This window comes from Pseudomonas sp. RIT-To-2, from assembly GCF_029623465.1.
Lineage (GTDB): Bacteria > Pseudomonadota > Gammaproteobacteria > Pseudomonadales > Pseudomonadaceae > Aquipseudomonas > Aquipseudomonas silvicola.
Window position 1 is genome coordinate 107,579 of the sequence record NZ_JAPYKM010000005.1, and the last position, 25,555, is coordinate 133,133.

Here is a 25,555-nt window from a genome sequence, read left to right on the forward strand (position 1 = left end):
GGGCTGCTGCAAAAACGATTTGTTTTACCGCTTTAATCTAAGAAAACCTAACCAATACGACGTAAAAGTCGGGAGGAAAGATGGAAACTGTAGTTGGTCTAACCGCTATCGCTGTTGCTCTGCTGATCGGCCTGGGCGCACTGGGTACTGCTATCGGCTTCGGCCTGCTGGGCGGCAAATTCCTGGAAGGCGCAGCTCGCCAGCCAGAAATGGTCCCAATGCTGCAAGTTAAAATGTTCATCGTTGCCGGTCTGCTCGACGCCGTCACCATGATCGGTGTTGGTATCGCTCTGTTCTTCACCTTCGCGAACCCCTTCGTTGGTCAACTCGCTGGCTAATCTCTCGAACCTTCGAGCTGATTGGTGTGAACAAAGAACGAGCGAGGTGTTGGCGTGAACATTAATGCAACCCTGATTGGCCAGTCCGTTGCGTTCTTCATTTTTGTACTGTTTTGCATGAAGTTCGTGTGGCCTCCGGTCATCGCGGCTTTGCAAGAACGTCAGAAGAAGATCGCGGATGGACTGGACGCTGCACAACGAGCAGCTCGCGACCTGGAGCTGGCCCAAGACAAAGCGGGTCAGCAACTGCGCGATGCTAAAGCTCAGGCAGCCGAAATCATTGAGCAAGCCAAGAAACGCGGCGCTCAGATCGTCGACGAGGCCCGTGAACAGGCCCGTGTCGAAGCTGATCGCGTGAAGGCTCAGGCTCAGGCCGAGATCGAGCAGGAACTGAACGGTGTCAAAGACGCGCTGCGTGCCCAAGTGGGTGCTCTGGCCGTAGGCGGTGCCGAGAAGATCCTGGGCGCCACAATCGATCAAAACGCGCACGCGGAGCTGGTTAACAAACTGGCTGCAGAAATCTAAGCGAGGGCGATCATGGCAGAACTGACCACGTTGGCCCGACCTTACGCTAAGGCAGCCTTCGAGCATGCCCAGGCCCACCAGCAACTGGCCAATTGGTCAGCCATGCTCGGCCTGGCTGCTGCGGTGTCGGAAGACGACACCATGCAGCGCCTGCTCAAGGCCCCGCGACTGACGAGCGCACAAAAGGCCGCCACTTTTATTGAAGTGTGCGGTGAAAAGTTTGATAGCCAGGCACAGAATTTCATTCATGTTGTCGCGGAAAACGACCGTCTCCTGCTGTTGCCGGAGATCGCGGCTCTGTTCGACCTGTACAAGGCCGAGCAAGAGAAATCCGTAGACGTGGAAGTAACCAGTGCATTTGCATTGAACGACGAACAGCAAGACAAACTCGCCAAGGTTCTCAGTGCACGGCTCGGCCGAGAAGTGCGACTGCACGCCGCGCTAGATGCCTCCCTCATCGGGGGCGTCGTCATTCGCGCTGGCGACCTGGTAATCGATGGTTCAGTGCGTGGCAAACTCGCGCAGCTGGCCGAAGCATTGAAATCTTGAGTTTGAAGGGGCAGCAGAGCAATGCAGCAACTCAATCCTTCCGAAATAAGTGAAATTATCAAGGGCCGCATCGACAAGCTCGATGTGACCTCCCAAGCCCGTAACGAAGGCACTGTCGTCAGCGTATCTGACGGTATCGTGCGGATTCACGGTCTGGCCGACGTCATGTACGGCGAGATGATCGAGTTTCCGGGCGGCGTCTTCGGCATGGCCCTCAACCTGGAGCAGGACTCCGTAGGTGCCGTTATTCTCGGTTCCTACCAGTCCCTGGCCGAAGGCATGAGCGCCAAGTGCACTGGCCGCGTCCTGCAGGTTCCGGTTGGCAAGGAACTGCTGGGTCGCGTCGTCGACGCACTGGGCAACCCTGTTGACGGCAAAGGTCCACTGGGCAACACCGAGACCGACGCGGTCGAGAAAGTTGCACCAGGCGTGATCTGGCGTAAGTCGGTAGACCAGCCTGTACAGACTGGCTACAAGTCGGTTGACGCCATGATCCCTGTCGGCCGTGGCCAGCGCGAGCTGATCATCGGTGACCGCCAGATCGGCAAGACCGCCATGGCGATCGACGCGATCATCAACCAGAAAAACAGCGGCATCTTCTGCGTGTACGTTGCCATTGGTCAGAAGCAATCGACCATTGCCAACATCGTGCGCAAGCTGGAAGAGAACGGCGCTCTGGCCAACACCATCGTTGTTGCCGCCAGTGCCTCGGAATCGGCTGCCCTGCAATACCTGGCACCGTACTCCGGTTGCACCATGGGTGAATTCTTCCGCGACCGCGGTGAAGACGCGCTGATCGTTTATGACGATCTGTCCAAGCAAGCAGTGGCTTACCGCCAGATCTCCCTGCTGCTGCGCCGTCCACCAGGCCGTGAAGCCTACCCAGGTGACGTGTTCTATCTCCACTCCCGTCTGCTGGAGCGTGCATCGCGCGTTTCCGAAGAGTACGTCGAGAAGTTCACCAACGGTGCTGTGACTGGCAAGACCGGTTCCCTGACCGCACTGCCGATCATCGAAACCCAGGCTGGCGACGTTTCCGCGTTCGTTCCGACCAACGTGATTTCCATCACCGACGGTCAGATCTTCCTGGAATCGGCCATGTTCAACTCGGGCATCCGCCCAGCAGTGAACGCCGGTGTTTCGGTATCCCGTGTGGGTGGTGCCGCTCAGACCAAGATCATCAAGAAGCTGTCCGGTGGCATCCGTACCGCTCTGGCTCAGTACCGTGAACTGGCTGCATTCGCCCAGTTCGCTTCTGACCTGGACGAAGCCACCCGCAAGCAACTGGAGCACGGTCAGCGCGTTACCGAGCTGATGAAGCAGAAGCAATACGCTCCTATGTCCATCGCGGACATGGCGCTGTCGCTGTACGCCGCTGAGCGTGGTTTCCTGACTGACGTCGAAATCGCCAAGATCGGTAGCTTCGAGCAGGCCCTGATTGCTTACTTCAACCGCGATCACGCCGATTTGATGGCGAAGATCAACGTGAAGGGTGACTTCAATGACGAAATCGACGCTGGCATCAAAGCCGGTATCGAGAAGTTCAAGGCCACCCAAACCTGGTAAGCCGCAGCGGGAGCCGCGAGGCTCCCGCTTGCTAACCTGATAGGTGTTACATGGCAGGCGCAAAAGAGATTCGCAGTAAGATTGCGAGCATCAAAAGCACGCAAAAAATTACCAGCGCCATGGAAAAAGTGGCGGTCAGCAAAATGCGCAAGGCTCAAATGCGCATGGCAGCCAGCCGTCCCTACGCGGAGCATATCCGCCAGGTGATTGGACATCTGGCCAACGCCAACCCGGAATACCGCCACCCGTTCATGATCGACCGCGAAGTAAAGCGCGTCGGTTACGTCGTGGTGAGCAGTGACCGTGGTCTGTGCGGCGGCTTGAATACCAACCTGTTCAAGGCCCTGGTCAAGGACATGGCGGTAAACCGCGAGCGCGGCGTCGAGATCGATCTGTGCGTGGTCGGCGCCAAGGGTGCGGCATTCTTCCGCAACTTCGGCGGCAACGTCGTTGCAGCGATCAGCCACCTGGGCGAAGAGCCATCGATCAATGATCTGATCGGCAGCGTCAAGGTGATGCTGGATGCCTACCTGGATGGCCGTATTGATCGCCTGTCCGTGGTGTCCAACAAGTTCGTGAATACCATGACGCAAAAGCCAACGGTCGAGCAATTGGTTCCGTTGGTCGCAACCCCGGATCAAGAACTCAAGCACCACTGGGACTACCTCTACGAACCCGATGCCAAGGAGCTGCTGGACGGCCTGATGGTTCGGTACGTGGAGTCGCAGGTCTACCAGGCGGTGGTCGAGAACAACGCGGCCGAGCAGGCTGCGCGGATGATCGCGATGAAAAACGCCACCGACAACGCCGGCGACCTGATCAGCGAATTGCAGCTGGTCTACAACAAGGCGCGTCAGGCTGCGATCACCCAAGAGATCTCGGAAATCGTCGGCGGCGCTGCCGCGGTTTAACGGTTCAAATATTCAGAGGATCCTGCTATGAGTAGCGGACGTATCGTTCAAATCATCGGCGCCGTCATCGACGTGGAATTCCCACGTGACAGCGTACCGAGCATCTACAACGCGCTGAGTGTTCAAGGCGCGCCAACCACTCTGGAAGTTCAGCAGCAGCTGGGCGATGGCGTGGTTCGTACCATTGCAATGGGTTCCACCGAAGGCCTGAAACGTGGCCTGGACGTGGTCGACACCGGCGCTCCTATCTCGGTACCGGTCGGTAAAGCGACCCTGGGCCGTATCATGGACGTGCTGGGCAACCCAATCGACGAAGCCGGCCCGATCGGTGAAGAAGAGCGCCGTGGTATCCACCAGCCGGCTCCTTCGTTCGCTGAACAAGCGGGCGGCAACGACCTGCTTGAAACCGGCATCAAGGTTATCGACCTGGTCTGCCCGTTCGCCAAAGGCGGTAAAGTCGGTCTGTTCGGTGGTGCCGGTGTAGGCAAGACCGTAAACATGATGGAACTGATCCGTAACATCGCGATGGAACACAGCGGTTACTCCGTGTTCGCCGGTGTGGGTGAGCGTACTCGTGAAGGTAACGACTTCTATCACGAGATGAAGGACTCCAACGTTCTGGACAAGGTTGCCCTGGTCTACGGTCAGATGAACGAGCCACCAGGCAACCGTCTGCGCGTAGCGCTGACCGGCCTGACCATGGCCGAGAAGTTCCGTGACGAAGGTAACGACGTTCTGCTGTTCGTCGACAACATCTACCGTTACACCCTGGCCGGTACCGAAGTATCGGCACTGCTGGGCCGTATGCCTTCGGCCGTGGGTTACCAGCCGACGCTGGCTGAAGAGATGGGTACTCTGCAAGAGCGCATCACTTCGACCAAAGCCGGTTCGATCACCTCGGTACAAGCTGTATACGTACCTGCGGACGACCTGACCGACCCGTCGCCAGCCACCACGTTCGCCCACTTGGACGCTACCGTCGTTCTGTCCCGTGACATCGCCTCCCTGGGTATCTACCCAGCGGTCGACCCACTGGACTCGACTTCGCGCCAACTGGACCCACTGGTCATTGGCCAGGATCACTACGATACCGCTCGTGGTGTTCAGTACGTGCTGCAGCGTTACAAAGAGCTGAAAGACATCATCGCGATCTTGGGTATGGACGAGCTGTCGGAATCCGACAAGCAACTCGTTACCCGTGCTCGTAAGATTCAGCGCTTCCTGTCGCAGCCGTTCTTCGTGGCTGAAGTCTTCACCGGTGCCCCAGGTAAATACGTTTCCCTGAAAGACACCATTGCTGGCTTCAAAGGCATCCTCAACGGTGACTACGACCACCTGCCAGAACAAGCGTTCTACATGGTCGGCGGCATCGAAGAAGCGATCGAGAAAGCCAAGAAACTGTAATCCCGGCGCCCGGCAACGGGCGCTAATCAGGTTGAGGCAAGCAGATGGCTATGACAGTCCATTGCGATATCGTCAGCGCGGAAGGGGAAATCTTCTCCGGCCTGGTCGAGATGGTGATTGCACACGGTGAACTGGGTGACCTGGGCGTTGCCCTGGGCCACGCACCGTTGCTCACCAATCTGAAGCCAGGTCCGATCCGCTTGATCAAGCAGGGTGGGGAAGAGGAGGTGTTCTACATCTCCGGTGGTTTCCTCGAGGTTCAGCCGAACATGGTCAAGGTTCTTGCCGACACCGTGCAGCGTGCTGCCGACCTGGACGAAGCCTCCGCTCAGGAAGCCGTCAAGGCTGCTGAGAAGGCCCTGAACGAGCAAGGCGCCGACTTCGACTACGGCGCTGCTGCCGCACGTCTGGCCGAGGCCGCAGCCCAGCTGCGCACCGTTCAGCAGATCCGCAAGAAGTTCGGCAAATAAGCCGCAGCCTCTGTGCGATTGAGTAAAAGGGTAGCCTCGGCTACCCTTTTTCTTTTTCCGCTTTTCATTCTTCGGTCGCAGTTGCCGACCGCTTCGGATTGGTAGCCAGTCAATGTCCCTCGATATCGTCATTCTTGCTGCAGGCCAGGGCACGCGCATGCGCTCGGCCATCCCCAAGGTACTCCACCCGGTGGCGGGCAATTCCATGCTCGGCCACGTTATCCACAGCGCCCGGCAGCTGGCCCCCGAAGGGATTCACGTGGTGATCGGCCACGGTGCCGACCTGGTGCGTGAACGCCTTGCCGCGCCGGACCTCAATTTCGTCCTGCAGGACCAGCAACTCGGCACCGGCCATGCCGTCGCCCAGGCACTGCCTGCACTGACTGCTGAAACCGTACTGATCCTCTATGGCGATGTGCCGCTGATCGAAGTCGACACCCTCAAGCGTCTGCTCGCCCTGGTGACCCCAGCGCAATTGGGCCTGCTGACCGTCAACCTAGCCGACCCCACCGGCTACGGCCGCATCGTGCGAGATGGTGCTGGCCTGGTCAGCGCCATAGTCGAGCACAAGGACGCCAGCGAGGCACAACGCGCCATCAAGGAAGGCAACACCGGCATTCTTGCCGTACCCGGCAAGCGCTTGGCCGAATGGTTGGGGCGCCTGTCCAACCACAACGCCCAGGGCGAGTACTACCTGACGGATGTGATCGCCATGGCGGTCAGTGACGGCCTGGTGGTGGCTACCGAGCAGCCCGACGATGCCATGGAAGTGCAGGGTGCCAACGACCGTCGGCAACTGGCCGAGCTGGAGCGCCACTATCAACTTCGCGAAGGCCGCCGCCTGATGGCCCAGGGTGTCACCCTGCGCGACCCGGCACGCTTCGACGTGCGCGGTGAGGTCACGGTCGGCCGTGACGTGCTGATCGACGTCAACGTGATACTGGAAGGCAAGGTAGTGATCGAGGACGACGTGGTCATCGGCCCGAACTGTTACATCAAGGACAGTACCTTGCGCAAAGGCGTGGTGCTGAAGGCCAACACCCACCTGGACGGCGCGGTGATGGGCGAGGGCAGCGATGCGGGTCCGTTCGCGCGCTTGCGCCCGGGTACTGTGATGGAAGCGCGTGCCCATGTGGGTAACTTCGTGGAACTGAAAAATACCCACATGCACGAAGACGCCAAGGCCGGCCACCTGGCCTATCTGGGCGACGCCGACATTGGCGCACGCACCAACATCGGCGCCGGCACCATCACCTGCAACTACGATGGCGCCAACAAGTGGCGCACGGTGATGGGTGAGGACGTGTTCATCGGCTCCAACAACTCGTTGGTGGCGCCTGTGGATATCCAGGCCGGGGCCACGACGGCCGCGGGCTCGACCATTACTCAGGAAGTGCCCGCAGGCCAACTGGCTGTGGGTCGTGCCCGCCAGCGCAACATCGACGGCTGGAAGCGCCCTGAGAAAATCAAGAAGTCTTGAGGTATCCAACCACTTCGTAGCCGCTGCCGTCAGGCTACGGCTACGAGCTTGTGGATAAGTTGATGAAAACGCCTGCCGCCACCTGAATCACAGTTCACTTGACGAAAACCCGCCGATAGGTTTTGATTGCTTCCGTTATCTTTCGGATCGAAACTTAAAAGCCACCATGTCGAAACGCAACACTCCCCAGCGCCGTCACAACATCCTTGCCCTGCTCAATGAACAGGGCGAAGTGAGTGTCGACGCGCTGGCACGTCGCTTCGAAACTTCCGAAGTCACCATTCGCAAGGATTTGGCTGCCTTGGAAAGCAACGGGCTGCTGTTGCGTCGCTATGGCGGCGCGATCCCGGTGCCTCAGGAAATGATCGCCGAGCAGGCGCAAAGTGTTTCTATCCACAAGCAGGCCATTGCGCGCGCGGCCGTGGGTAAGATTCGCGAGCACGCCCGCATCATCATCGACAGCGGTAGCACCACCGCCGCCATGATCCCCGAACTGGCTCATCAGCCTGGGCTGGTGGTAATGACCAATTCGCTGCATGTGGCCAACGCCCTCAGTGAGTTGGAGCATGAGCCCGTACTGTTGATGACCGGCGGCACCTGGGACCCGCATTCCGAGTCCTTTCAGGGCCAGGTCGCCGAACAAGTGCTGCGTTCGTACGACTTCGATCAGCTGTTCATCGGTGCCGATGGCATTGACCTGGCGCGAGGCACCACCACCTTCAACGAGCTGCTGGGCTTGAGCCGTGTCATGGCCGAGGTTGCCCGCGAAGTGATCGTGATGGTCGAGTCCGACAAGGTAGGCCGCAAGATTCCCAACCTGGAACTGCCCTGGAGCAGTGTCCACACCCTCATTACCGATGATCGCTTGCCGCAGACGGCACGCGACCAGATTCAGGCCCGCGGTATCACCCTCATCTGCGCCGCCGCCAGCTAGGAGAACAACCCATGTGTGGAATCGTAGGCGCCATCGCCGAACGTAACATCACCGCCATCCTGCTCGAAGGCCTCAAGCGCCTGGAGTACCGTGGTTATGACAGCGCCGGCGTGGCCGTGTACACCAACACCGGTGGCGTGCAACGCCGCCGCCGCGTGGGCAAGGTGAGCGAGTTGGAGGCGGCCCTGGCGAGCGACCCGCTGGTGGGCCAGTTGGGCATCGCTCACACCCGTTGGGCGACCCACGGTGCGCCAACCGAGCGCAACGCGCACCCTCACTTCTCCAGCGACACCGTGGCCGTGGTACACAACGGCATCATCGAAAACCATGAAGTGCTGCGTGACCGTCTGAAAGGCATGGGTTACACCTTCAGTTCCGATACGGACACCGAAGTCATCGCGCATTTGCTGCACCACCATCTCAAGGCGCTGCCTGACCTGGTCGATGCGCTCAAGGCAACCGTCAAGGAACTGCACGGCGCCTATGGCCTGGCCGCTATCCACCAGGCGCAACCTGACCGCCTGGTAGCCGCGCGCAGTGGCAGCCCGCTGGTGATCGGCCTGGGCCTGGGCGAGAACTTCCTGGCTTCCGACCAGTTGGCCCTGCGCCAGGTCACTGACCGCTTCATGTACCTCGAAGAAGGCGACATCGCGGAAATCACCCGCGAAAAAGTCCGCATCTGGAACAGCGAAGGTCAACCGGTACAGCGTGAGAACGTGCAGTACCACGAAGGCGCCGAAGCCGCCGACAAGGGCGAATTCCGCCACTTCATGCTCAAGGAAATCCACGAGCAGCCACGTGTGGTGCAACGCACCCTGGAAGGCCGCCTGGGCCAGGCGCAAGTGCTGGTACAAGCGTTCGGCCCACAGGCGGCCGAGTTGTTTGCCAAGGTACGCAACGTGCAAATCGTCGCCTGCGGTACCAGCTACCACGCCGGCATGGTTGCCCGTTACTGGCTCGAAGGCCTGGCAGGTATTCCATGCCAGGTGGAAGTGGCCAGCGAGTTCCGTTACCGCCGTGTGGTGGTGCAGCCCGATACGCTGTTCGTGTCCATCTCCCAGTCCGGCGAAACCGCCGATACCCTGGCAGCCCTGCGTAATGCCAAGGAGCTGGGTTTCCTCGGCAGCCTGGCCATCTGCAACGTCGGCATCAGCTCGCTGGTACGTGAGTCGGACCTGACCCTGCTGACCCAGGCTGGCCCGGAAATCGGCGTGGCCTCCACCAAGGCGTTCACCACGCAACTGGTGGCCCTGATGCTGCTGACCTTGTCCCTGGGCCAGGTGAAAGGCACCCTTGAAGCCGGCGTCGAAGCCGAACTGGTGGAAGAACTTCGCCGCCTGCCAACTCGCCTGGGCGAGGCCCTGGCGATGGATAGCACGGTCGAGAACGTCGCCCAATTGTTCGCCGAGAAGCACCACACCCTGTTCCTGGGCCGTGGCGCACAGTTCCCGGTGGCGATGGAAGGGGCACTCAAGCTCAAGGAAATCTCCTACATCCACGCCGAAGCCTACCCAGCCGGCGAGCTCAAGCACGGCCCGCTGGCGCTGGTGGACAAGGACATGCCGATCGTCACCGTGGCGCCCAACAACGAGCTGTTGGAAAAGCTCAAGTCCAACCTGCAGGAAGTGCGTGCCCGTGGCGGCGAGCTGATCGTCTTCGCCGACGCCCAGGCCGAGTTCCGCGACGGCCCGGGTACCCATGTGGTGGCGATGCCGCACATCGTCGATGCGTTGGCACCGATCCTGTACACCATTCCGTTGCAACTGCTGTCGTACTACGTGGCGGTGCTCAAGGGGACGGATGTGGATCAGCCGCGTAACCTGGCAAAGTCGGTGACGGTGGAGTAAATGGGGCTATACCGAGCTGGCTGCTGGTTTTAGAGAATTAAAACTGTCGCGGAAGACGGTAGGACCCATCTACCGCCTTCTGCGATCTCCTAAGCCTTTGGCTGCTTCCAAGCCTTCAAGACCACTACACCAGCTGCCCGCAAAGAATAAAATGGTTTGAAATCCTTGGCGCCTTCGAAAGCCTTGTACAGGTTCGTGACCGCATCCTTGAGGCCGATTACCGAATTGATGCTGATCTTCCAGGTTGGCCTGGTGTTGGCCTGGTGTTGGGCAAACGTGCGGGCTTCTTTCGTCATCTTTCGACTCTCCTGATCCCATTCAGTCATTAGAAGCGTCTGTTCTCGAGGGTCTCCCGAGAACGTCCAGTCTCGGCATGCCGCCCCAGGACGTTCCACCCCACACATTGCGTATTGACCGGTAACCAGGCAATCAGCTGGCGAGTGCTGGTGAGCGCTGATTTGGCCTTCACTTGCTGCGTGTCACTCGCCAGACCGTATTCGACAGGTCATCGGCGATGATCAGCGCGCCTTTGGGGTCCACGGTCACACCCACGGGCCTGCCCCTGGTTTTCCCATCAGTGCCCCGAAAACCGGTGGCAAAGTCCACCGGGTCACCCGAAGGCTGGCCGTTGCTGAACGGTACGAAGACCACCTTGTAGCCGACCGGGTTCTCCCGGTTCCAGCTGCCGTGCTCGCCCACGAATGCACCCTGCGCGAATTTCTCGCCCATGGACGCCTGGGAGAAGTCCACGCCCAGCGCCGCCACATGGGAGCCCAGGCTGTAATCCGGCTTGATGGCCTCGGCGACCTTGGCCGGGTTCTGCGGCTGTGCGCGCGGATCGACGTTCTGGCCCCAGTAGCTGTAGGGCCAACCATAAAAGGCACCGTCTTTGACGGACGTCAGGTAATCGGGTACCAGGTCGGGGCCCAGCTCGTCCCGTTCATTGGCCACCGCCCATAGCTTGCCTGTACCCGGCTGAATCCGGAGCGCGGTGGGGTTGCGCAGCCCGGTCGCGTAGGCGCGATGGGCACCGGTTTGCGCATCCACTTCCCACACCCTGGCGCGGTCGATTTCCACTTCCATGCCGCGTTCGGTGATGTTGCTGTTCGAACCGATACCCACGTACAGGAACCGCCCGTCGGGGCTGATGGCCAGTGATTTGGTCCAGTGGTGGTTCACCTGCCCAGGCAGGTCGGTGATTTTGGTAGGCGGGCCGCTGGCCTTGGTCTGGCCGTCGGTGTAGTCGAAGCGAACCAGGCGGTCCTGGTTGGCCACGTAGACATGGCCATTGCCATAGGCCAACCCGTACGGTGCATTGAGATTGTCGGCGAAAACGGTCTTCACCTCGTAGGTACCGTCGCCATCAGCATCGCGCAGCAGGGTCAGGCGGTTGCCACCTTTCACGGGCGTGGTGCCGCGTGCTTTCACCAGGCTCGCAATCACGTCCTTGGGCTTGAGTGCCGCTTCGGTGCCGCCCTTGCCCTCGGCCACCAGGATATCGCCGTTGGGTAGAATCAGTGTCTGGCGCGGTATCTTCAGGTCGGTGGCGATAGCGGTAATGGTATAGCCCTCCGGTACCGAAGGTTTCTGGTCACCCCATGCCGCCGGCTCGGCAATCTTCATGGTGGGCAACAGCCCCCGTTCCGGTGTCGGCAACTTCGGGTCTGGGCCGTGGGCCTGGGTGTTGTCGCCTTCGCCATTGCAGGCGCTCAACAGAAACGCCATGCTCAAGGCGGTCAGTGCGCTTGAATGTCTCATTGAGCACCCCCGGTGCGCAGGTTGGTGAGCCCCAGCCACGTGGCGATGCAGGCGAGCGGGGCAGCGATCACCGATAGCACCAGCCCTGCAGGCATGACGGCCCACGCATCCTTGGCGTGCTCGAATGAATTGATCAGCCCAAGTATCCATGTCACCAGCAATAGCAGGAAGTACAGGACAGGCCTGCCGCGCTTCGGTTGTGCGCGCACCAGGTTGACCAGCGCGAAGAGCAGCGCCAGGCCGCAGAACAGCTCGGCGCCGGCCACCAGCCAGGCCGCGAAATTGCTCCATTGACTCTGATACGTCTGGAAGTAGGCGATATCACTGATCAGTGCGCCCAGAAACAGCGGGACGGTCCCAGCCAGCAGGGTAGCGTGTAGCGGCCCAGGCGTGGTCGGGTAGGGGAGGCGAGCAGTAGCGGTCATGATGGCTCCTTTATCGTTCAGCAGCCCTGGGTAGGGCGCTCACGCTCAAACTGCGCCTAAAAACGATCATGCTGCCGGCTGAAAAGTTCAACGCAATTGCCGGGGTGGCCGAAGGGGCTGAAACCGTTCGCGTGGAAACAATGTGTAACGTAAGAAATCCCACAAAAATCCGCACGATGGTCTAAGACCATAGTATTGCACCGCATGACACCGCCAAATTCTGGACTACCCTAATCTCAGAGAAGTCTGAATCAGGGGGTTACCACATGCTCGCGCAATTACCACCGGCCTTACAGAATCTTCAGTTACCGCTGCGCCTGAGACTCTGGGATGGTCATGAGTTCAACCTGGGCCCTTCGCCCAGTGTCACTATCGTGGTGAAAGATCCACAACTGGTGACCCAGTTCACTCACCCGAGTCTCGACCTGCTGGGCACTGCCTTCGTTGAAGGCAAGCTGGAGATGGAAGGTTCGATTGGTGAGGTCATTCGGGTATGTGACGAGCTGAGCCAGGCGCTGGTGCAAGACGATGACGGCGACCAGCCTATTCGCACGGTGCACGACAAGGACACCGATGCCGCTGCCATCTCCTACCACTACGACCTGTCCAACGAGTTCTACCAGCTGTGGCTGGACCAGGACATGGCCTATTCCTGCGCCTACTTCCAGACTGGCACCGAGACGCTGGAACAAGCCCAGCACGCCAAGTTCGAGCACCTGTGTCGCAAGCTTCGCCTGCAGGCCGGTGACTATCTGCTGGATGTCGGCTGCGGGTGGGGCGGGTTGGCGCGCTATGCCGCCCGCGAATACGGTGCCAGGGTGTTTGGTATTACCCTGAGCAAGGAGCAGCTCAAGCTGGCCCGCGAGCGGGTCAAGGCCGAAGGGCTGGAGCATCTGGTGGAGCTGCAATTGCTCGACTACCGCGACCTGCCTCAGGACGGGCGTTTTGACAAGGTGGTCAGTGTCGGCATGTTCGAGCACGTCGGCCACGCCAACCTGCAGGTGTATTGCGAGAAGCTCTTCGGTGCCGTGCGGGAGGGTGGCCTAGTGATGAACCACGGCATTACCGCCAAACACACCGATGGTCGCCCGGTGGGGCGCGGGGCAGGGGAGTTCATCGAACGCTATGTGTTCCCCCACGGGGAGCTGCCGCACGTAGCGATGATGTCGGCACGCATCAGCGAGGCCGGCTTTGAAGTGGTCGATGTAGAAAGCCTGCGCCTGCACTACGCCAAGACATTGGACTTCTGGAGCAAGCGGCTGGAGGCCAACCTGGATAAAGCTGCCGCCATGGTACCCGACCAGGCGCTGCGTATCTGGCGCCTGTACCTGGCCGGTTGTTCATACGCATTTGCCCAAGGCTGGATCAACATCCATCAGATCCTGTCGGTGAAGACCTACTCCGACGGCAGCCATGGGTTGCCATGGACCCGCGAGGATCTGTACCGCTAACCCCGCCCGGGTGCGCATTTACAGGATGGGTGAAATCAACCTGGCGATGCGCATACCCAATTTCTGCAGCCGGTGGGTGCGCCGGCTGTCCTCCACGGTGATCTCCCGCGACAGGGCGAAATCGGCCTCGAGCATTTCCTCGACCTGGCTGGCGAAGGCCTCGTCGACCGTCAGCAGCATGATTTCGAAGTTCAGCCGGAACGAGCGGTTGTCCATGTTGGCGCTGCCGATGGCGCTGATCTCGCTGTCCACCAGCACCACCTTCTGATGCAGGAAGCCCGGACCGTAGCGGAACATGCGCACCCCCGCTCGTACTGCCTCGAACGCAAACAGGCTGGACGCTGCGTACACCACTTTGTGGTCTGGCCGTGACGGCAGCAGGATACGTACGTCGACCCCGCGTAAAACCGCCAGGCGCAAGGCGGCGAACACCGCTTCATCGGGGATGTAATAGGGGGTAGTGATCCATACTCGTTCGGTGGCCGCATGGATGGCTTCCACGAAAAACAGCGAGCAGGTCTCTTGTGCGTCCGCCGGGCCGCTGGCCAGCACCTGACAGAGGACGCCTCCGTCTGCATAGGTCTCCGGCAAGATCAGCGGCGGCAGTTTGCGTGAGGCCCAGAACCAGTCTTCGGCGAATGATTCCTGGAGGCAGGCCACCACCGGGCCGGTGATGCGCACGTGTGTATCGCGCCAGGGTGACAACTTCGGGTTGCCCCCCAGGTATTCGTCGCCGACGTTATGACCGCCGACAAACCCGACCAGGCCGTCGACCACCACGATCTTGCGGTGGTTGCGGAAGTTGACCTGAAAGCGGTTGAGCCATCCGCTGCGAGTAGCGAAAGCGCGAGCCTTGACCCCGCCCTTGCGCAAGGTATCGCTGTATTCGTGGGGTAGCGCGTGGCTTCCTACGCTGTCGTACAGCACGTAGATCTTCACGCCCTCGGCCGCCTTTTTCAGGAGCAGGGCCTGCAGCTCACGCCCTATATGGTCGTCGTGGATGATGAAGAATTGCACGAGGATGACTTCGCGGGCTTCGCGAATGGCATCGAAAATGGCGTTGAACGTAGCTTTGCCATTAATCAGCAGGCTGACCTGGTTGTTCGCCAGGCAAGGCATGCGTCCCAGTTTGGGCATGGCCCTGAGCGAGTCATAGGAGCTGGAGTTGCGTGCGGTGAGCGCTTCTTCCACCCAGGGGCGCCAGTCCAGGTCGGCGATGGCAGTGTGCATCTCGCGGTTGGCCTGGCGCCGTGCCTCGATGTAGGCATCGAAGGTGCTGCGGCCGAAGACCAGGTAGGGAAGCAAGGTCAGGTAGGGTACGAAGACCAGCGATAGCGCCCAGGCGATCGAGCCTTGGGCGGTACGAACCGTTAGCACCGCATGGACGGCAGCAATGATGCCGATCAGGTGAACCAGGCCAAACAGGTAGCCAAAAAACCAGGGGCTGTGATAATCCATGCGCGGCGTTGCTCCCGAATGCGTTGTGTCTAACAGACCACGTTAAGGGCGGCTTGTCTCGAAATAATTCTGCGTGCAACGCACCGAGCGATTCGGCGTCCAAGTAACATCATCCAGCCAAGACTGGAACAACCCCCCAGGAGCTACCCATGAATATTCGTTTGCCGGCTATGGCATTGGCCCTTTGTCTGTCGGCGCCCTTTGCGCAGGCGCAGATGCTTCAACCGGGCTTGTGGGAGCTGACCACCAGCAACATGCAGGTCGACGGCAATGCACTGCCAGACCTCAATGTCATGTTGGGGCAAATGCAGATGCTGGCGCCAGAACAGAAAGCCATGGTCGAACAGGCTATGGCCAAGCAAGGCATCAGCGTGGGGGGCAAGGGCATTCGCAGCTGCCTGACCCAGGCCCAGGTGCAAAGCAACGATATCCCCCTGCAAGACCCTCAGTCGGGGTGCACCCAGCAAATCACTTCCCGCCAAGGCAATGTGTGGAATTTCCGCTTCAGCTGCCCTAAGGCGCAAGGTACTGGCCAAGCGACCTTCCTCAGCCAGAGAGAGTTTCTGACCAAGGTCAGCGGCACTTTCAACGCCACAGGTACCCAGCAGAAGGGCAGCATGGAAACCCGTGCCGTATGGCTGGGCAATGATTGCGGCGGCGTTCGGCCACGTAGCTAGGGCTGCTGGAAGATACCCTGTGGGACCGGTTGAGGCTCGACAATAACGCAGCTCGAATGCCCGGATATCACCCGGCGCTGGCGTCCCGAGCTTCGGCGGGTCCCACATTCAGGTGCGCTCGCGCGGGCGTATAGTTCCACGTGGAACATCCACTTTCCAAGATGTAGAAAATTTCACAATCTGGACGAGAGGCCCGGTTTAGAGTCGCGCACGATGCGGATCCTGTGCCTGCGCTATTTCATCTTTGGCGACAATCCGCATGTTACATTATAACAATGCGACCATTGTCACTTCCCTAGATGAACCCAGCCGGATTCGCCATGCACAGACGCCAACTGCTCAACCTGATCCTGGCCAGCACCACGCTGGCCCTGCCATTTGGCGCCTCCGCGGCGCTGGTGCGCGATGCACGATTGTGGCGTAGCAGTGACAAGCTACGGGTCGTTTTTGATTTGAGTGGTCCAGTGCAATTCAAGACCTTCACCCTGCAGGCACCCGACCGGCTGATCGTCGATGTAGCCGGTGCACAACTCAGCGGTGACCTTGCTCACCTGAACCTGGCAGGTACCAGTGTGCGAGCCATTCGCTCCGGCCCGTTCGGCCACGGCGATACCCGCATCGTGTTCGACCTCAAGGCGCCCATGCAGACCACGGCCTTCCTGCTGGGCCCACAAGCTGGTCAGGGGCATCGGCTGGTGCTGGACCTGATGCAACCCGGCCATGGCGCCGTACCCGCCGCGATTGCCAGCGCGCCGAAGGCCGAGGTGGTAGAGCCCGTGGAGCCAGAGAAGGTCAGTTCCAGCAGCTTTCACCCCAAGCGCGACATCGTTGTAGTGGTCGACCCCGGTCACGGTGGCAAGGACCCTGGCGCGATCGGCGGCAAAGGCGAGCGCGAGAAAGATGTTGTCTTGTCCATCGCGCAGTTGCTGGCGCGGCGCTTGAAGCGTGAAAAAGGCTATACCGTGCACCTGGTGCGCAACGATGATTTCTATGTGCCGTTGCGCAAGCGCGTGGAATTCGCCCACCAGCGCAACGCCGACATGTTCATCTCGGTGCACGCCGACGCCGCGCCGCGGCTCACCGCGTCCGGCGCCTCGGTATTCGCACTGTCGGAAAACGGCGCCACTTCCGCCACGGCTCGGATGATGGCCGAGCGCGAGAACGGCGCTGACCTGCTGGGTGCCGCCAGCTTGCTCAACCTCAAGGACAAGGACCCGATGCTGGCGAACGTCATCATCGACATGTCCATGAACGCCACTATCGCCGCCAGCCTTCAACTGGGCCATACGGTGCTGGGGAGCCTGGCCGATATTACTACGCTGCACCAGAAACGCGTCGAGCAGGCAGGTTTCGCAGTGCTCAAGTCTCCCGACGTGCCTTCCATCCTGGTGGAGACAGGGTTCATCTCCAATGCCAGTGATGCCCAGCGCCTGGTAACCGCGCGGCACCAGCAGGCAGTGGCTGACCGCTTGTTCGATGGCATCAACACCTATTTCTCCAAGAACCCCCCGAGCGGTTCCTATGTGGCCTGGCGCCAGGAGCAGAAAGCCCAGCAAACCGCCTGAAGGGGCAATCGGTAGTGGCTATCTCGCAATGTTATACTATAACATTGCGAGATAGCCTGGCAGTTCATTCCATAAGACCAGGCCGCCCTGGAGGAATAGAACATGCCCCATCGTCTCCCCGTGACTGTACTCTCAGGTTTTCTGGGTGCCGGCAAAAGCACGTTGCTCAACCACGTGCTGCGCAACCGCGATAACCTGCGTGTAGCGGTGATCGTCAATGACATGAGCGAAATCAACATCGACGGCACCGAAGTGCAGCGTGATGTCAGCCTTAACCGCGCCGAAGAAAAACTGGTGGAGATGAGCAATGGCTGCATCTGCTGCACGCTACGCGAAGACCTCCTCGAAGAGGTGGCGCGGCTGGCCGACGAAGGCCGCTTCGATTACCTGCTGATCGAGTCCACCGGTATCTCCGAGCCGCTGCCGGTGGCCGAGACCTTCACCTTCCGCGACGAACAGGGGCGAAGCCTGGCCGACCTGGCACGGCTTGATACCATGGTCACCGTCGTCGACGGGGTAAACTTCCTGCGTGACTATGAGGCAGCTGAGAGCCTGGCCAGCCGGGGCGAAACCCTGGGCGAGGAGGACGAGCGGGCCATCACTGACCTGCTGATCGAGCAAGTGGAATTCGCCGACGTTATCCTCATCAGCAAAATCGACCTCATCAGCAGCAGCGAGCGCGAGGAATTGACGCAAATCCTCAAGCGCCTGAACCCGCAGGCCCAGGTCATGCCGATGGTGATGGGCCAGGTGCCCCTTGGGAAAATTCTCGACACCGGGCTGTTCGATTTCGAGCGCGCGGCGCAGGCGCCAGGCTGGTTGCGCGAATTGCGCGGCGAACACCTGCCTGAAAGCGAAGAGTACGGCATTACTTCCGGTGCCTACCGGGCTCGACGGCCGTTTCACCCAGAGCGCTTTCACGACTGGCTCAATGGCCCATGGACCAATGGCAAGCTGCTGCGCTCCAAGGGCTTCTTCTGGCTGGCCAGCAAGCCGCAGGAAGCCGGCAGCTGGTCGCAGGCCGGTGGCTTGATGCGCCACGGTTTCGCCGGGCGCTGGTGGCGTTTCGTACCCAAGGCCCACTGGCCCCAGGATGCCGAAAGCACGGCGTCGATCATGGCCCACTGGCAGACCGACAGCGGTGATTGCCGCCAGGAACTGGTGTTCATCGGCCAAGGGGTGGATTTCGCCCGGCTTACCGTTGAACTGGATGTGTGCCTGCTGACTGACGCAGAGATGGCCCTGGGCACGACCGAGTGGCAACAGCTGCCGGACCCGTTCGGCCCCTGGCACGACGACGCTGCCTGATCAGGGTTTCAGCCAGGTGCCCTGGCTGCGCTGCTCGCAAAAAGGCGCAAGGTAGGCGGCGTCGGTAGCCACACCGTAATAGTGGATATCCTGGCGATAAGGCATATTGTCCACATGGGCGTTGCTGCACACGCCAAAGGCACCCGCCGGGCATTGGTCGACAAATTCCACATCGACCTTCTGCCCCGGCAGTTCAGGTTCACAGAAGCCATCGTGGAACAGCTTTTCCGGCATGTTGCGGTTCTGCTGGCAGACTTTCACATCCAACCGCTCGGCATGGCTGTGGACAACGCAGGCCTGGGCCCAGGCGTGACTGCTCGCGAGGGTCAGCACCAGCACAGCGCAAAAACGCATTCCTACCTCCCACTCAAGAAAAAACCGATGCTCGAGAATATACCCACTTATGTCATCGCCGGGCCGCTGGGGGCAGGCAAAACCAGCCTCATACGCCAGTTGATGGCGCAGCGGCCCACCAATGAGCGCTGGGCGGTGCTGATCAACGAGTTTGGTCAGATCGGCCTGGACGCCGCGTTGTTGAGCCCTGGCGAGGATGGTATCGCACTGGCTGAGGTGGCGGGGGGCTGCCTGTGTTGCGTCAATGGTGCGCCGTTTCAGGTGGGGCTCGGACGATTATTGCGCAAGTCCCGGCCGCACCGCTTGTTCATCGAGCCGTCCGGGCTGGGCCATCCATTGCAAGTACTGGCGCAGTTACGGCAGGCGCCGTGGCGCGGTGTGCTGGCTGTGCAACCGATCATCATGGTACTCGATGCCGAGACCTTGGCCTGTGGACAACCTCTGCCGGAGGCTCAACGCGAGGCGTTGGCCGAAGCTGGGCTTGTGGTTGTCAATAAAATAGACGACGTGGCTGTGGAAAAACGCTTGTGGATAAAATCACAACTTATTGATTCAAAAACACTTTTTACAAATAACGGATTTTTAGGTGTTTCATATTTGGAACAGCTCCCCATAAACCCTGTTTTCGGGGGTGTGGATAATATTCCGGACGCAAAAGAATCACCGGTTACACTGTGGACAGACGCGTTTCGCCCAATAACGGCTGTGCATAACCAGGCTGAAGCGTGGAGTATCGGCTGGCGCTGGCACCCTGAACGGATTTTCGACGAGGAAAAGCTGCGGTCGTGGTTATCCACAACCCAGTGGCGTCGGGCGAAGGGAGTCGTCCGGGTTGGGGATAACTGGCAATCATTCAATGCTGTGGATAACGTTATGCCGGGGTGGCAGGCCAGTGAGTGGCGCAAGGATTCGCGGCTGGAGCTGATCTTCCGTCAGCCGCAGAACGATGTTGAACTGACGCAGGCTCTGAAGGAGTGCCTGGTGGCTTCTTGATCAAGCGGCCGCCTGGTGCCCACCAAGTTCCTGCAAGAAACGGTTGCTGCCAAGGGTTATGCACAGGCTGGAGTCAGCTCAAGGGCGCCAGCGTTTGTGCTCTTCGCGCCACTGGCTCATCTCGATCACTTCGGCGCTGGGATGGGTCTTGATCTCGAAGGGGTAGGGCGCGAGCTCAATCTGCACAGCATGCCCGCCGAACTGGGTGATGGTGCCGGGGTGGCGCTGCTCGCCAGTGACGGTGAATTCAAACGTGTAGACCCGTGCGAAGCGCCGGCGGCCGTTGGCATCGCGTACGAACCCGAAACGCTTGAAAGCCACGTTCTCATCCAGCAATTCCAGATCCAGCTTGGCGCAGTGCTGCTTGACCCGCTCCAGCGCTCGCTCGCGCAGGCCATGGTTATGCCACAGCCAGGCAGCACCGGCGCCCAGTACCATCAGCACAAAAAGATTTCCGAGGGTAAACATCGAGGAATGCTCCAACTAAGTAGGCCCAGCTTAACTGCGACTTCAGTCTGTCGTACAGACGGTATTTAGCGCCATACTGCGCCCCTCGAAAATCAGTTACAGCTGCGGGATATTTGCATGAAACGTACTCCACACCTGCTCGCCATCCAGTCGCACGTAGTGTTTGGCCATGCCGGTAACGGCGCCGCCGTGTTCCCCATGCAACGGGTGGGGGTCAACGTCTGGCCACTGAACACAGTGCAGTTCTCCAACCATACTCAGTATGGCCAGTGGGCGGGAGAAGTGTTGGCGCCAGCGCAAATTCCCGCGCTGGTGGAAGGGATTGCGACGATTGGTGAGCTGGGCAACTGCGATGCGGTGCTCAGCGGCTACCTGGGCAGCGCGGCCCAGGGGCGCGCCATTCTGGAAGTAGTGCGCCAGGTGAAGGCGGCCAACCCCCATGCGCTTTACCTGTGCGACCCGGTCATGGGCCACCCGGAGAAAGGCTGCAGCGTACCCTCCGAAGTCAGCGACTTTCTGCTGAACGAGGCCGCCGCCGTGGCGGACCTGGTATGCCCCAACCAGTTGGAGCTCAACACCTTCTGTGGCCGCGCGGCGCAGTCGCTGGAGGACTGCGTGGCCATGGCGCGCTTGCTGCTGGCAAGGGGACCCAAGGCGGTGCTGGTCAAACACCTGGCCTACCCCGGCAAGGCAGCCGAGGACTTTGAAATGCTGCTGGTCACCGCCGAGGGCGGTTGGCACCTGCGCCGTCCGCTACTGGCATTTCCACGCCAACCAGTGGGGGTGGGTGATCTCACGTCGGGACTGTTCCTGGCGCGCCTGTTGCTGGGTGACAGCAAGGTGGCGGCCTTCGAATTCGCCGCTGCCGCGGTGCACGAGGTATTGCTGGAAACCCAGGCCTGCGCCAGCTACGAGCTGGAACTGGTGCGTGCCCAGGACCGTATCGTGCACCCGCGGCTGCGCTTCGAAGCGCAGCGCCTGGGGTTTTAAATACCGTCGTCCTTGATGTCCCGATAGCGCTGCTCCAGTTCCTGGCGGATCTGGCGGCGTTGCTGGGCCTGCACAAAACGGCGCTTGTCCTCGCTGGTCTGCGGTTCCAGGCGTGGTACCTGGGCGGGCTTGCGCTGGTCGTCGACCGCCACCATGGTGAAGAAGCAGCTGTTGGTGTGGCGCACCGAGCGCTCACGGATGTTCTCCGTGACCACTTTGATGCCGACCTCCATCGACGTGTTGCCGGTGTAGTTCACCGAGGCGAGGAAGGTCACCAATTCACCCACATGAATAGGTTCGCGGAATATCACCTGGTCCACCGACAGGGTCACCACGTAGCGGCCGGCGTAACGGCTGGCGCAGGCGTAGGCCACTTCGTCGAGGTACTTGAGCAAGGTGCCGCCGTGCACATTGCCAGAAAAGTTGGCCATGTCCGGGGTCATCAGAACGGTCATCGACAACTGGGCGTTTCCGGGTTCCATAGTGCACTCACGGTTATGTTGCTGTAGTTGAGGGGCGCACCTATGCTGGCGCTTGCCCGCTGGCATGTCCTGTCTCTTTCGGGACGTTGGCCATGGCCTGTGCGTCACAGCCGGGGCTGGGCGAACGGATCTGTTTCCACTTGTTGCATCGGCCTTTACGACTGTTTCGCGGTGTTAACCTCAGGCCCTGAGATGTTACACCGTGAACAGGAGCCGGACCCATGCATGCCATCAGTTTCATCCAGGATCTGGCCGTGATCATGCTGATTGCCGGTGTGGTCACGGTGATTTTCCACCGCTTGCGCCAGCCGGTGGTGCTCGGCTATATCGTCGCCGGCTTCCTGATTGGCCCGCATACCCCGCCCTTCAGCCTTATTCACGATGAAGACACCATCAAGACCCTTGCTGAACTCGGGGTGATATTCCTGATGTTCTGCCTGGGGCTGGAGTTCAGCCTGCGCAAACTGTTCAAGGTAGGGGCCACCGCGTTCATCGCCGCCTTCCTGGAAATTGTGCTGATGATCTGGATCGGCTACGAAATTGGCCGGTGGTTCGGCTGGAGCACCATGGACTCCTTGTTCCTGGGGGCGATTCTGGCGATCTCCTCGACCACTATCATCGTCAAGGCACTCAATGACCTGAAGATGAAGAACCAGCGCTTTGCCCAGTTGATCTTTGGCGTGTTGATCGTCGAGGACATCCTGGGCATCGGCATCATCGCCTTGCTGTCGGGCATTGCCGTGAGCGGTTCGGTCAGCTCGGGTGAAGTGTTCTCCACGGTGGGCAAGTTGTCACTGTTCATGATTGTCGCCCTGGTCGTGGGCATTCTGCTGGTGCCGCGCCTGCTGGCCTACGTAGCCCGCTTTGAAAGCAACGAGATGCTGCTGGTCACCGTATTGGGGCTGTGCTTCGGTTTCTGCCTGCTGGTGGTGAAGCTGGAATACAGCATGGTGCTAGGGGCCTTTCTCATCGGCGCTATCATGGCCGAGTCGCGGCAGTTGCTGAAGATAGAGCGCCTGATAGAGCCGATTCGCGACATGTTCAGCGCCATTTTCTTCGTGGCTATCGGCCTGATGATCGACCCCGATATTCTGGTTGCCTACGCCTGGCCCATTGCCGTGATCACCATCGCCGTGGTGCTTGGGAAAATGGTCTCCTGCGGGCTGGGGGCGTTTATCGCCGGCAATGATGGGCGCACCTCATTGCGGGTGGGCATGGGGCTGTCACAGATTGGCGAGTTTTCCTTCATCATCGCTGCGCTGGGCATGACCTTGCAGGTCACCAGTGATTTTCTCTACCCCGTGGCCGTAGCGGTATCGGCGCTGACGACCTTGTCCACGCCTTACCTCATCCGCGCCGCTGATCCGCTGTCGGAAAAACTGGCGGGCTGGGTGCCCCAACGGGTCGGGCGGGTATTTGGTTTGTACGGGGAATGGCTGCGCAGCATTCAGCCTCAAGGGCAAGGTGCGCTGCTGGCAGCGATGATCCGGCGCATCCTGTTGCAGGTAGGGGTGAACCTGGCGCTGGTCATGGCGATCTTCTTCAGCGCTGGCTATTTCGCCGGCCCTCTTTCCCGCTACATCGGGCAGTGGCTGAGCGAACCTCGCTGGCACAATGCGTTGATCTGGGGCGCCGCGTTGCTGCTGTCGCTGGCCTTCCTGATCGCGGCCTATCGCAAGCTCAAGGCGCTGTCGATGCTGTTGGCGGAGATGGGCGTCAAACCGGAGATGGCGGGCAGGCATACTGCGCGAGTAAGGCGCGTGGTGGCCGAGGTGATTCCGCTGGTGTCGCTGCTGGTGATCTTCCTTCTGCTGGCCGCCCTGTCAGCCAGCATCCTGCCCACCAGCGAGCTGCTGGTACTGGTCGGGCTGGTTGCGGCGGCCGTGGCCGCGGTACTGTGGCGCTGGTTCATCCGCGTGCACACGCGCATGCAGGTGGCCCTGCTGGAGACCCTGGGCAACAACCAGGACAGCCACTGACCAGTGAACTGCCTCGCCGCCCGCTCCTGCAGGGGCGGGCGGCAAAGCCTCAGCTTTCCAGCCAGACGTCCCGCGCCCAGTGCCACACCGATTCCCAGCTTTCTTCGGTAACGAGTTCTTCTTCGCCGGACCACAGCACCACCGTGCCGTCTTCTTCGACGCAGTAGAAGTCTTCGCCGTCCTGGCAGATCGGGATCAGGTCGCGGGGCACGCCCGAATCCCAGGCGTTGGCCGCCACTTCCGGCAGGTAGGTGTGCGATTGCGGATCGGTGACGGTCACCGGCTCCAGGCTGCCGTAGACCACGTCGCTGACGGTCAGCAGGAACTCCTTGAAGACGAACGGGATGTTGATGAACAGTTGTTCTTCAACCTCGACCAGTTGGTCCTCATCGGGCAACTCGAGTGGAACGGGTACCGGTTCATTGGCTTCCCGGAGTTGTTCGATCACTTCTTCCACGGTGTATATCCTCTCAACGAATTGCGCGGTGCGGTTTATACATTAGCTGGATATTTTCGCAATGTTAAAAATGAAAAACCCCGGCCTGGGCCGGGGTTTGTCCGTGCAATACCTCGGGATCAGCCGTTCTGGCGAATCCCGGCAATCAGCCAAGGCTGGTTGTCGCCCTGGGCACGTTCCATGTTCCAGCTTTCGCTGAACACTTCGCCCTGGTCAAAGCGCGAATTTTTCGACACACCGCTGAAGGTCAGGGTAGCGATGGTCTTGTCGGCACGGTCGTCCACGCCATCGAGCTGCACTTGCAGGTTGTCGATGAAGGTCGACTGGAAGCCGTCGCCAAGGCTGGCACGTTCCTGACGCAGGAACTGTAGCATCTGTGGGGTAACGAACTCGGCGATCTTGTCCATCTCGTTGGCGTCCCAATGCTGCTGCAGGGCCTCGAAGTGGCTGCGCGCGGCGGTCAGGAAGCTCTGCTGGTTGAACCAGGCCGGGGCGTTGATGACCGGGCGCACTGGCTGGCCACCGGAGCCGCCGAAGATCGGCTGAGGCGGTTGCTCGAAGGTTTCACGCTGGAATGGCGCACCGGCGGGAGCCAGGCCTTCCTGCTGCTTGCGCCGACGGGCGGCGATGAAGCGGAAGATCACGAAGGCGATGACCGCCATGATCAGTATGTCGAAGAACTGCAGCCCTTCGAAGCCATGGCCCATGAACATGGACGCCAGCAGGCCGCCAGCGGCGATGCCGGCCAGGGGGCCGAGCCAGCGCGAAGCACCACCGGCGGCAGGCGCTGCGCGGCCAGCGGCGGCCGCAGCACCCGCGCCCGCGGCGCCGGAAGAGGAAGGGGTGACGGACTGGTGGGTCGGTGCGTTACCGAACGACTTGCCACCGCCGAAACGCTTGGCATGAGCGTCGATGCTCATGGTCAGGCCAATGCAAAGCGCGAGCGCGATGCTGAGGAAACGTTGCATAGGGAAATTCTCGTGTGTGGATTGCACTACTGCCATGTTGCACAGATGGGCAGGTCCTGGCCAGTGACATAATGTTTCGGGCTTTTACCGGCCGAAACAAATCACGCGTGATATCAGGCAGCGCCCTGCCATGGCGCTAGCAGCGGACCTGGCCGCGTCACAAGCGCCGCGCAACACCAGGCGCGCGGCGAACAACGC

26 protein-coding genes are annotated in these 25,555 nt (G+C 60.4%); 17 read left to right on the forward strand and 9 right to left on the reverse strand.

Annotated features, from left to right (window positions below; all coding sequences use genetic code 11):
- Nucleotides 1-80: 80 nt before the first annotated feature.
- The 10 genes from atpE (at nucleotide 81) to glmS (ending at nucleotide 10,024) form a co-directional block, all read left to right on the forward strand.
- On the forward strand, nucleotides 81-338 hold the full coding sequence (atpE, locus tag QBK88_RS06480) for a F0F1 ATP synthase subunit C (RefSeq protein WP_002555987.1): 258 nt from the start codon (nucleotides 81-83) through the stop codon (nucleotides 336-338).
- A 54-nt stretch (nucleotides 339-392) separates the two neighbouring features.
- Nucleotides 393-863: a F0F1 ATP synthase subunit B gene (locus QBK88_RS06485; RefSeq protein ID WP_008367083.1), complete on the forward strand. Its 471-nt coding sequence runs from the start codon at nucleotides 393-395 to the stop codon at nucleotides 861-863.
- A gap of 12 nt (nucleotides 864-875) precedes the next feature.
- Nucleotides 876-1,412, forward strand: a complete 537-nt coding sequence (locus QBK88_RS06490; protein WP_277961401.1) for a F0F1 ATP synthase subunit delta — start codon at nucleotides 876-878, stop codon at nucleotides 1,410-1,412.
- Between the two features lie 21 nt (nucleotides 1,413-1,433).
- Nucleotides 1,434-2,978, forward strand: a complete 1,545-nt coding sequence (atpA, locus tag QBK88_RS06495) for a F0F1 ATP synthase subunit alpha (protein ID WP_158152985.1) — start codon at nucleotides 1,434-1,436, stop codon at nucleotides 2,976-2,978.
- Nucleotides 2,979-3,028: 50 nt separating this feature from the next.
- Nucleotides 3,029-3,889, forward strand: a complete 861-nt coding sequence (gene atpG / locus QBK88_RS06500; protein ID WP_158152984.1) for a F0F1 ATP synthase subunit gamma — start codon at nucleotides 3,029-3,031, stop codon at nucleotides 3,887-3,889.
- Nucleotides 3,890-3,916: 27 nt separating this feature from the next.
- Nucleotides 3,917-5,293: a F0F1 ATP synthase subunit beta gene (gene atpD, locus QBK88_RS06505; protein ID WP_277961402.1), complete on the forward strand. Its 1,377-nt coding sequence runs from the start codon at nucleotides 3,917-3,919 to the stop codon at nucleotides 5,291-5,293.
- 44 nt (nucleotides 5,294-5,337) lie between these two features.
- Nucleotides 5,338-5,763, forward strand: coding sequence for a F0F1 ATP synthase subunit epsilon (locus QBK88_RS06510; RefSeq protein ID WP_158152982.1), 426 nt, complete (start codon nucleotides 5,338-5,340; stop codon nucleotides 5,761-5,763).
- Nucleotides 5,764-5,875: 112 nt separating this feature from the next.
- Nucleotides 5,876-7,243, forward strand: a complete 1,368-nt coding sequence (glmU, locus tag QBK88_RS06515) for a bifunctional UDP-N-acetylglucosamine diphosphorylase/glucosamine-1-phosphate N-acetyltransferase GlmU (protein ID WP_277961403.1) — start codon at nucleotides 5,876-5,878, stop codon at nucleotides 7,241-7,243.
- A gap of 166 nt (nucleotides 7,244-7,409) precedes the next feature.
- Complete coding sequence (locus tag QBK88_RS06520; protein WP_268146843.1) at nucleotides 7,410-8,177, forward strand: DeoR/GlpR family DNA-binding transcription regulator; 768 nt, start codon at nucleotides 7,410-7,412, stop codon at nucleotides 8,175-8,177.
- Nucleotides 8,178-8,188: 11 nt separating this feature from the next.
- Nucleotides 8,189-10,024, forward strand: coding sequence for a glutamine--fructose-6-phosphate transaminase (isomerizing) (glmS, locus tag QBK88_RS06525; RefSeq protein WP_277961404.1), 1,836 nt, complete (start codon nucleotides 8,189-8,191; stop codon nucleotides 10,022-10,024).
- An 89-nt stretch (nucleotides 10,025-10,113) separates the two neighbouring features.
- Here the strand turns inward: glmS and QBK88_RS06530 are convergent, their stop codons facing one another.
- The 3 genes from QBK88_RS06530 to QBK88_RS06540 all read right to left on the reverse strand — a co-directional run bounded on the left by QBK88_RS06530 (nucleotide 10,114) and on the right by QBK88_RS06540 (nucleotide 12,207).
- A complete protein-coding gene (locus tag QBK88_RS06530; protein WP_277961405.1) occupies nucleotides 10,114-10,320 on the reverse strand; it encodes a hypothetical protein in 207 nt (68 codons plus the stop codon).
- 169 nt (nucleotides 10,321-10,489) lie between these two features.
- Nucleotides 10,490-11,782, reverse strand: coding sequence for a PQQ-dependent sugar dehydrogenase (locus QBK88_RS06535; protein WP_277961406.1), 1,293 nt, complete (start codon nucleotides 11,780-11,782; stop codon nucleotides 10,490-10,492).
- Complete coding sequence (locus QBK88_RS06540; RefSeq protein WP_277961407.1) at nucleotides 11,779-12,207, reverse strand: DUF2231 domain-containing protein; 429 nt, start codon at nucleotides 12,205-12,207, stop codon at nucleotides 11,779-11,781. Before QBK88_RS06540 ends, QBK88_RS06535 begins: the two co-directional genes overlap by 4 nt.
- A 266-nt stretch (nucleotides 12,208-12,473) precedes the next feature.
- Here QBK88_RS06540 and cfaB point away from each other — a divergent pair, with 266 nt between their 5' ends.
- Nucleotides 12,474-13,658 carry a C17 cyclopropane fatty acid synthase CfaB gene (gene cfaB, locus QBK88_RS06545; RefSeq protein WP_277961408.1) on the forward strand — a complete coding sequence of 395 codons (1,185 nt, stop codon included), beginning with the start codon at nucleotides 12,474-12,476 and terminating at the stop codon, nucleotides 13,656-13,658.
- 18 nt (nucleotides 13,659-13,676) lie between these two features.
- Here the strand turns inward: cfaB and cls are convergent, their stop codons facing one another.
- On the reverse strand, nucleotides 13,677-15,116 hold the full coding sequence (gene cls / locus QBK88_RS06550) for a cardiolipin synthase (RefSeq protein WP_268146908.1): 1,440 nt from the start codon (nucleotides 15,114-15,116) through the stop codon (nucleotides 13,677-13,679).
- Between the two features lie 149 nt (nucleotides 15,117-15,265).
- Here cls and QBK88_RS06555 point away from each other — a divergent pair, with 149 nt between their 5' ends.
- The 3 genes from QBK88_RS06555 to zigA all read left to right on the forward strand — a co-directional run bounded on the left by QBK88_RS06555 (nucleotide 15,266) and on the right by zigA (nucleotide 18,666).
- On the forward strand, nucleotides 15,266-15,793 hold the full coding sequence (locus QBK88_RS06555; protein ID WP_268146910.1) for a DUF3617 domain-containing protein: 528 nt from the start codon (nucleotides 15,266-15,268) through the stop codon (nucleotides 15,791-15,793).
- 320 nt (nucleotides 15,794-16,113) lie between these two features.
- On the forward strand, nucleotides 16,114-17,358 hold the full coding sequence (locus QBK88_RS06560; RefSeq protein WP_277961409.1) for an N-acetylmuramoyl-L-alanine amidase: 1,245 nt from the start codon (nucleotides 16,114-16,116) through the stop codon (nucleotides 17,356-17,358).
- A gap of 102 nt (nucleotides 17,359-17,460) precedes the next feature.
- Entirely contained in the window at nucleotides 17,461-18,666 is a 1,206-nt protein-coding gene (gene zigA / locus QBK88_RS06565) for a zinc metallochaperone GTPase ZigA (protein ID WP_277961410.1), read from the forward strand.
- On the opposite strand, the gene QBK88_RS06570 is transcribed toward zigA, so the two are convergent.
- Nucleotides 18,667-19,020 (reverse strand): NADH:ubiquinone oxidoreductase, encoded by a 354-nt coding sequence (locus QBK88_RS06570; protein WP_277961411.1) that lies wholly within the window; start codon nucleotides 19,018-19,020, stop codon nucleotides 18,667-18,669. It lies immediately after the preceding gene.
- A 27-nt stretch (nucleotides 19,021-19,047) separates the two neighbouring features.
- Between QBK88_RS06570 and QBK88_RS06575 the strand changes: the two genes are divergently transcribed.
- Complete coding sequence (locus tag QBK88_RS06575; protein WP_277961412.1) at nucleotides 19,048-20,013, forward strand: CobW family GTP-binding protein; 966 nt, start codon at nucleotides 19,048-19,050, stop codon at nucleotides 20,011-20,013.
- Between the two features lie 78 nt (nucleotides 20,014-20,091).
- On the opposite strand, the gene QBK88_RS06580 is transcribed toward QBK88_RS06575, so the two are convergent.
- Entirely contained in the window at nucleotides 20,092-20,481 is a 390-nt protein-coding gene (locus tag QBK88_RS06580; protein WP_277961413.1) for a DUF3301 domain-containing protein, read from the reverse strand.
- A 117-nt stretch (nucleotides 20,482-20,598) separates the two neighbouring features.
- Between QBK88_RS06580 and pdxY the strand changes: the two genes are divergently transcribed.
- Complete coding sequence (gene pdxY, locus QBK88_RS06585; RefSeq protein ID WP_277961414.1) at nucleotides 20,599-21,471, forward strand: pyridoxal kinase PdxY; 873 nt, start codon at nucleotides 20,599-20,601, stop codon at nucleotides 21,469-21,471.
- Here the strand turns inward: pdxY and QBK88_RS06590 are convergent.
- Complete coding sequence (locus QBK88_RS06590; RefSeq protein WP_158152965.1) at nucleotides 21,468-21,953, reverse strand: acyl-CoA thioesterase; 486 nt, start codon at nucleotides 21,951-21,953, stop codon at nucleotides 21,468-21,470. The two genes, pdxY and QBK88_RS06590, sit on opposite strands and share 4 nt — an antisense overlap.
- A 221-nt stretch (nucleotides 21,954-22,174) precedes the next feature.
- On the opposite strand from QBK88_RS06590, the gene QBK88_RS06595 reads away from it, so the two are divergent.
- Nucleotides 22,175-23,932, forward strand: a complete 1,758-nt coding sequence (locus QBK88_RS06595; protein ID WP_277961415.1) for a cation:proton antiporter — start codon at nucleotides 22,175-22,177, stop codon at nucleotides 23,930-23,932.
- Nucleotides 23,933-23,981: 49 nt separating this feature from the next.
- Here the strand turns inward: QBK88_RS06595 and QBK88_RS06600 are convergent, their stop codons facing one another.
- Together QBK88_RS06600 and QBK88_RS06605 are read right to left on the reverse strand one after the other, a co-directional pair.
- Complete coding sequence (locus QBK88_RS06600) at nucleotides 23,982-24,389, reverse strand: SMI1/KNR4 family protein (protein ID WP_158152963.1); 408 nt, start codon at nucleotides 24,387-24,389, stop codon at nucleotides 23,982-23,984.
- Nucleotides 24,390-24,508: 119 nt separating this feature from the next.
- Entirely contained in the window at nucleotides 24,509-25,357 is an 849-nt protein-coding gene (locus tag QBK88_RS06605) for a Tim44 domain-containing protein (protein WP_277961416.1), read from the reverse strand.
- Nucleotides 25,358-25,555 lie beyond the last annotated feature (198 nt).

Bases quoted from the DNA above. Each gene is read 5' to 3' on its own strand.
- QBK88_RS06580 (WP_277961413.1), bottom strand. From the start codon at position 20,481: ATGTTTACCCTCGGAAATCTTTTTGTGCTGATGGTACTGGGCGCCGGT.
- QBK88_RS06590 (WP_158152965.1), bottom strand. From the start codon at position 21,953: ATGGAACCCGGAAACGCCCAGTTGTCGATGACCGTTCTGATGACCCCG.
- QBK88_RS06575 (WP_277961412.1), top strand. From the start codon at position 19,048: ATGCTCGAGAATATACCCACTTATGTCATCGCCGGGCCGCTGGGGGCA.
- atpE (WP_002555987.1), top strand. From the start codon at position 81: ATGGAAACTGTAGTTGGTCTAACCGCTATCGCTGTTGCTCTGCTGATC.
- QBK88_RS06535 (WP_277961406.1), bottom strand. From the start codon at position 11,782: ATGAGACATTCAAGCGCACTGACCGCCTTGAGCATGGCGTTTCTGTTG.
- QBK88_RS06490 (WP_277961401.1), top strand. From the start codon at position 876: ATGGCAGAACTGACCACGTTGGCCCGACCTTACGCTAAGGCAGCCTTC.
- QBK88_RS06555 (WP_268146910.1), top strand. From the start codon at position 15,266: ATGAATATTCGTTTGCCGGCTATGGCATTGGCCCTTTGTCTGTCGGCG.
- cls (WP_268146908.1), bottom strand. From the start codon at position 15,116: ATGGATTATCACAGCCCCTGGTTTTTTGGCTACCTGTTTGGCCTGGTT.
- glmS (WP_277961404.1), top strand. From the start codon at position 8,189: ATGTGTGGAATCGTAGGCGCCATCGCCGAACGTAACATCACCGCCATC.
- atpD (WP_277961402.1), top strand. From the start codon at position 3,917: ATGAGTAGCGGACGTATCGTTCAAATCATCGGCGCCGTCATCGACGTG.
- QBK88_RS06595 (WP_277961415.1), top strand. From the start codon at position 22,175: ATGCATGCCATCAGTTTCATCCAGGATCTGGCCGTGATCATGCTGATT.
- atpA (WP_158152985.1), top strand. From the start codon at position 1,434: ATGCAGCAACTCAATCCTTCCGAAATAAGTGAAATTATCAAGGGCCGC.
- cfaB (WP_277961408.1), top strand. From the start codon at position 12,474: ATGCTCGCGCAATTACCACCGGCCTTACAGAATCTTCAGTTACCGCTG.
- QBK88_RS06520 (WP_268146843.1), top strand. From the start codon at position 7,410: ATGTCGAAACGCAACACTCCCCAGCGCCGTCACAACATCCTTGCCCTG.
- pdxY (WP_277961414.1), top strand. From the start codon at position 20,599: ATGAAACGTACTCCACACCTGCTCGCCATCCAGTCGCACGTAGTGTTT.
- atpG (WP_158152984.1), top strand. From the start codon at position 3,029: ATGGCAGGCGCAAAAGAGATTCGCAGTAAGATTGCGAGCATCAAAAGC.
- QBK88_RS06570 (WP_277961411.1), bottom strand. From the start codon at position 19,020: ATGCGTTTTTGCGCTGTGCTGGTGCTGACCCTCGCGAGCAGTCACGCC.
- QBK88_RS06540 (WP_277961407.1), bottom strand. From the start codon at position 12,207: ATGACCGCTACTGCTCGCCTCCCCTACCCGACCACGCCTGGGCCGCTA.
- QBK88_RS06510 (WP_158152982.1), top strand. From the start codon at position 5,338: ATGGCTATGACAGTCCATTGCGATATCGTCAGCGCGGAAGGGGAAATC.
- zigA (WP_277961410.1), top strand. From the start codon at position 17,461: ATGCCCCATCGTCTCCCCGTGACTGTACTCTCAGGTTTTCTGGGTGCC.
- QBK88_RS06530 (WP_277961405.1), bottom strand. From the start codon at position 10,320: ATGACGAAAGAAGCCCGCACGTTTGCCCAACACCAGGCCAACACCAGG.
- QBK88_RS06605 (WP_277961416.1), bottom strand. From the start codon at position 25,357: ATGCAACGTTTCCTCAGCATCGCGCTCGCGCTTTGCATTGGCCTGACC.
- QBK88_RS06560 (WP_277961409.1), top strand. From the start codon at position 16,114: ATGCACAGACGCCAACTGCTCAACCTGATCCTGGCCAGCACCACGCTG.
- glmU (WP_277961403.1), top strand. From the start codon at position 5,876: ATGTCCCTCGATATCGTCATTCTTGCTGCAGGCCAGGGCACGCGCATG.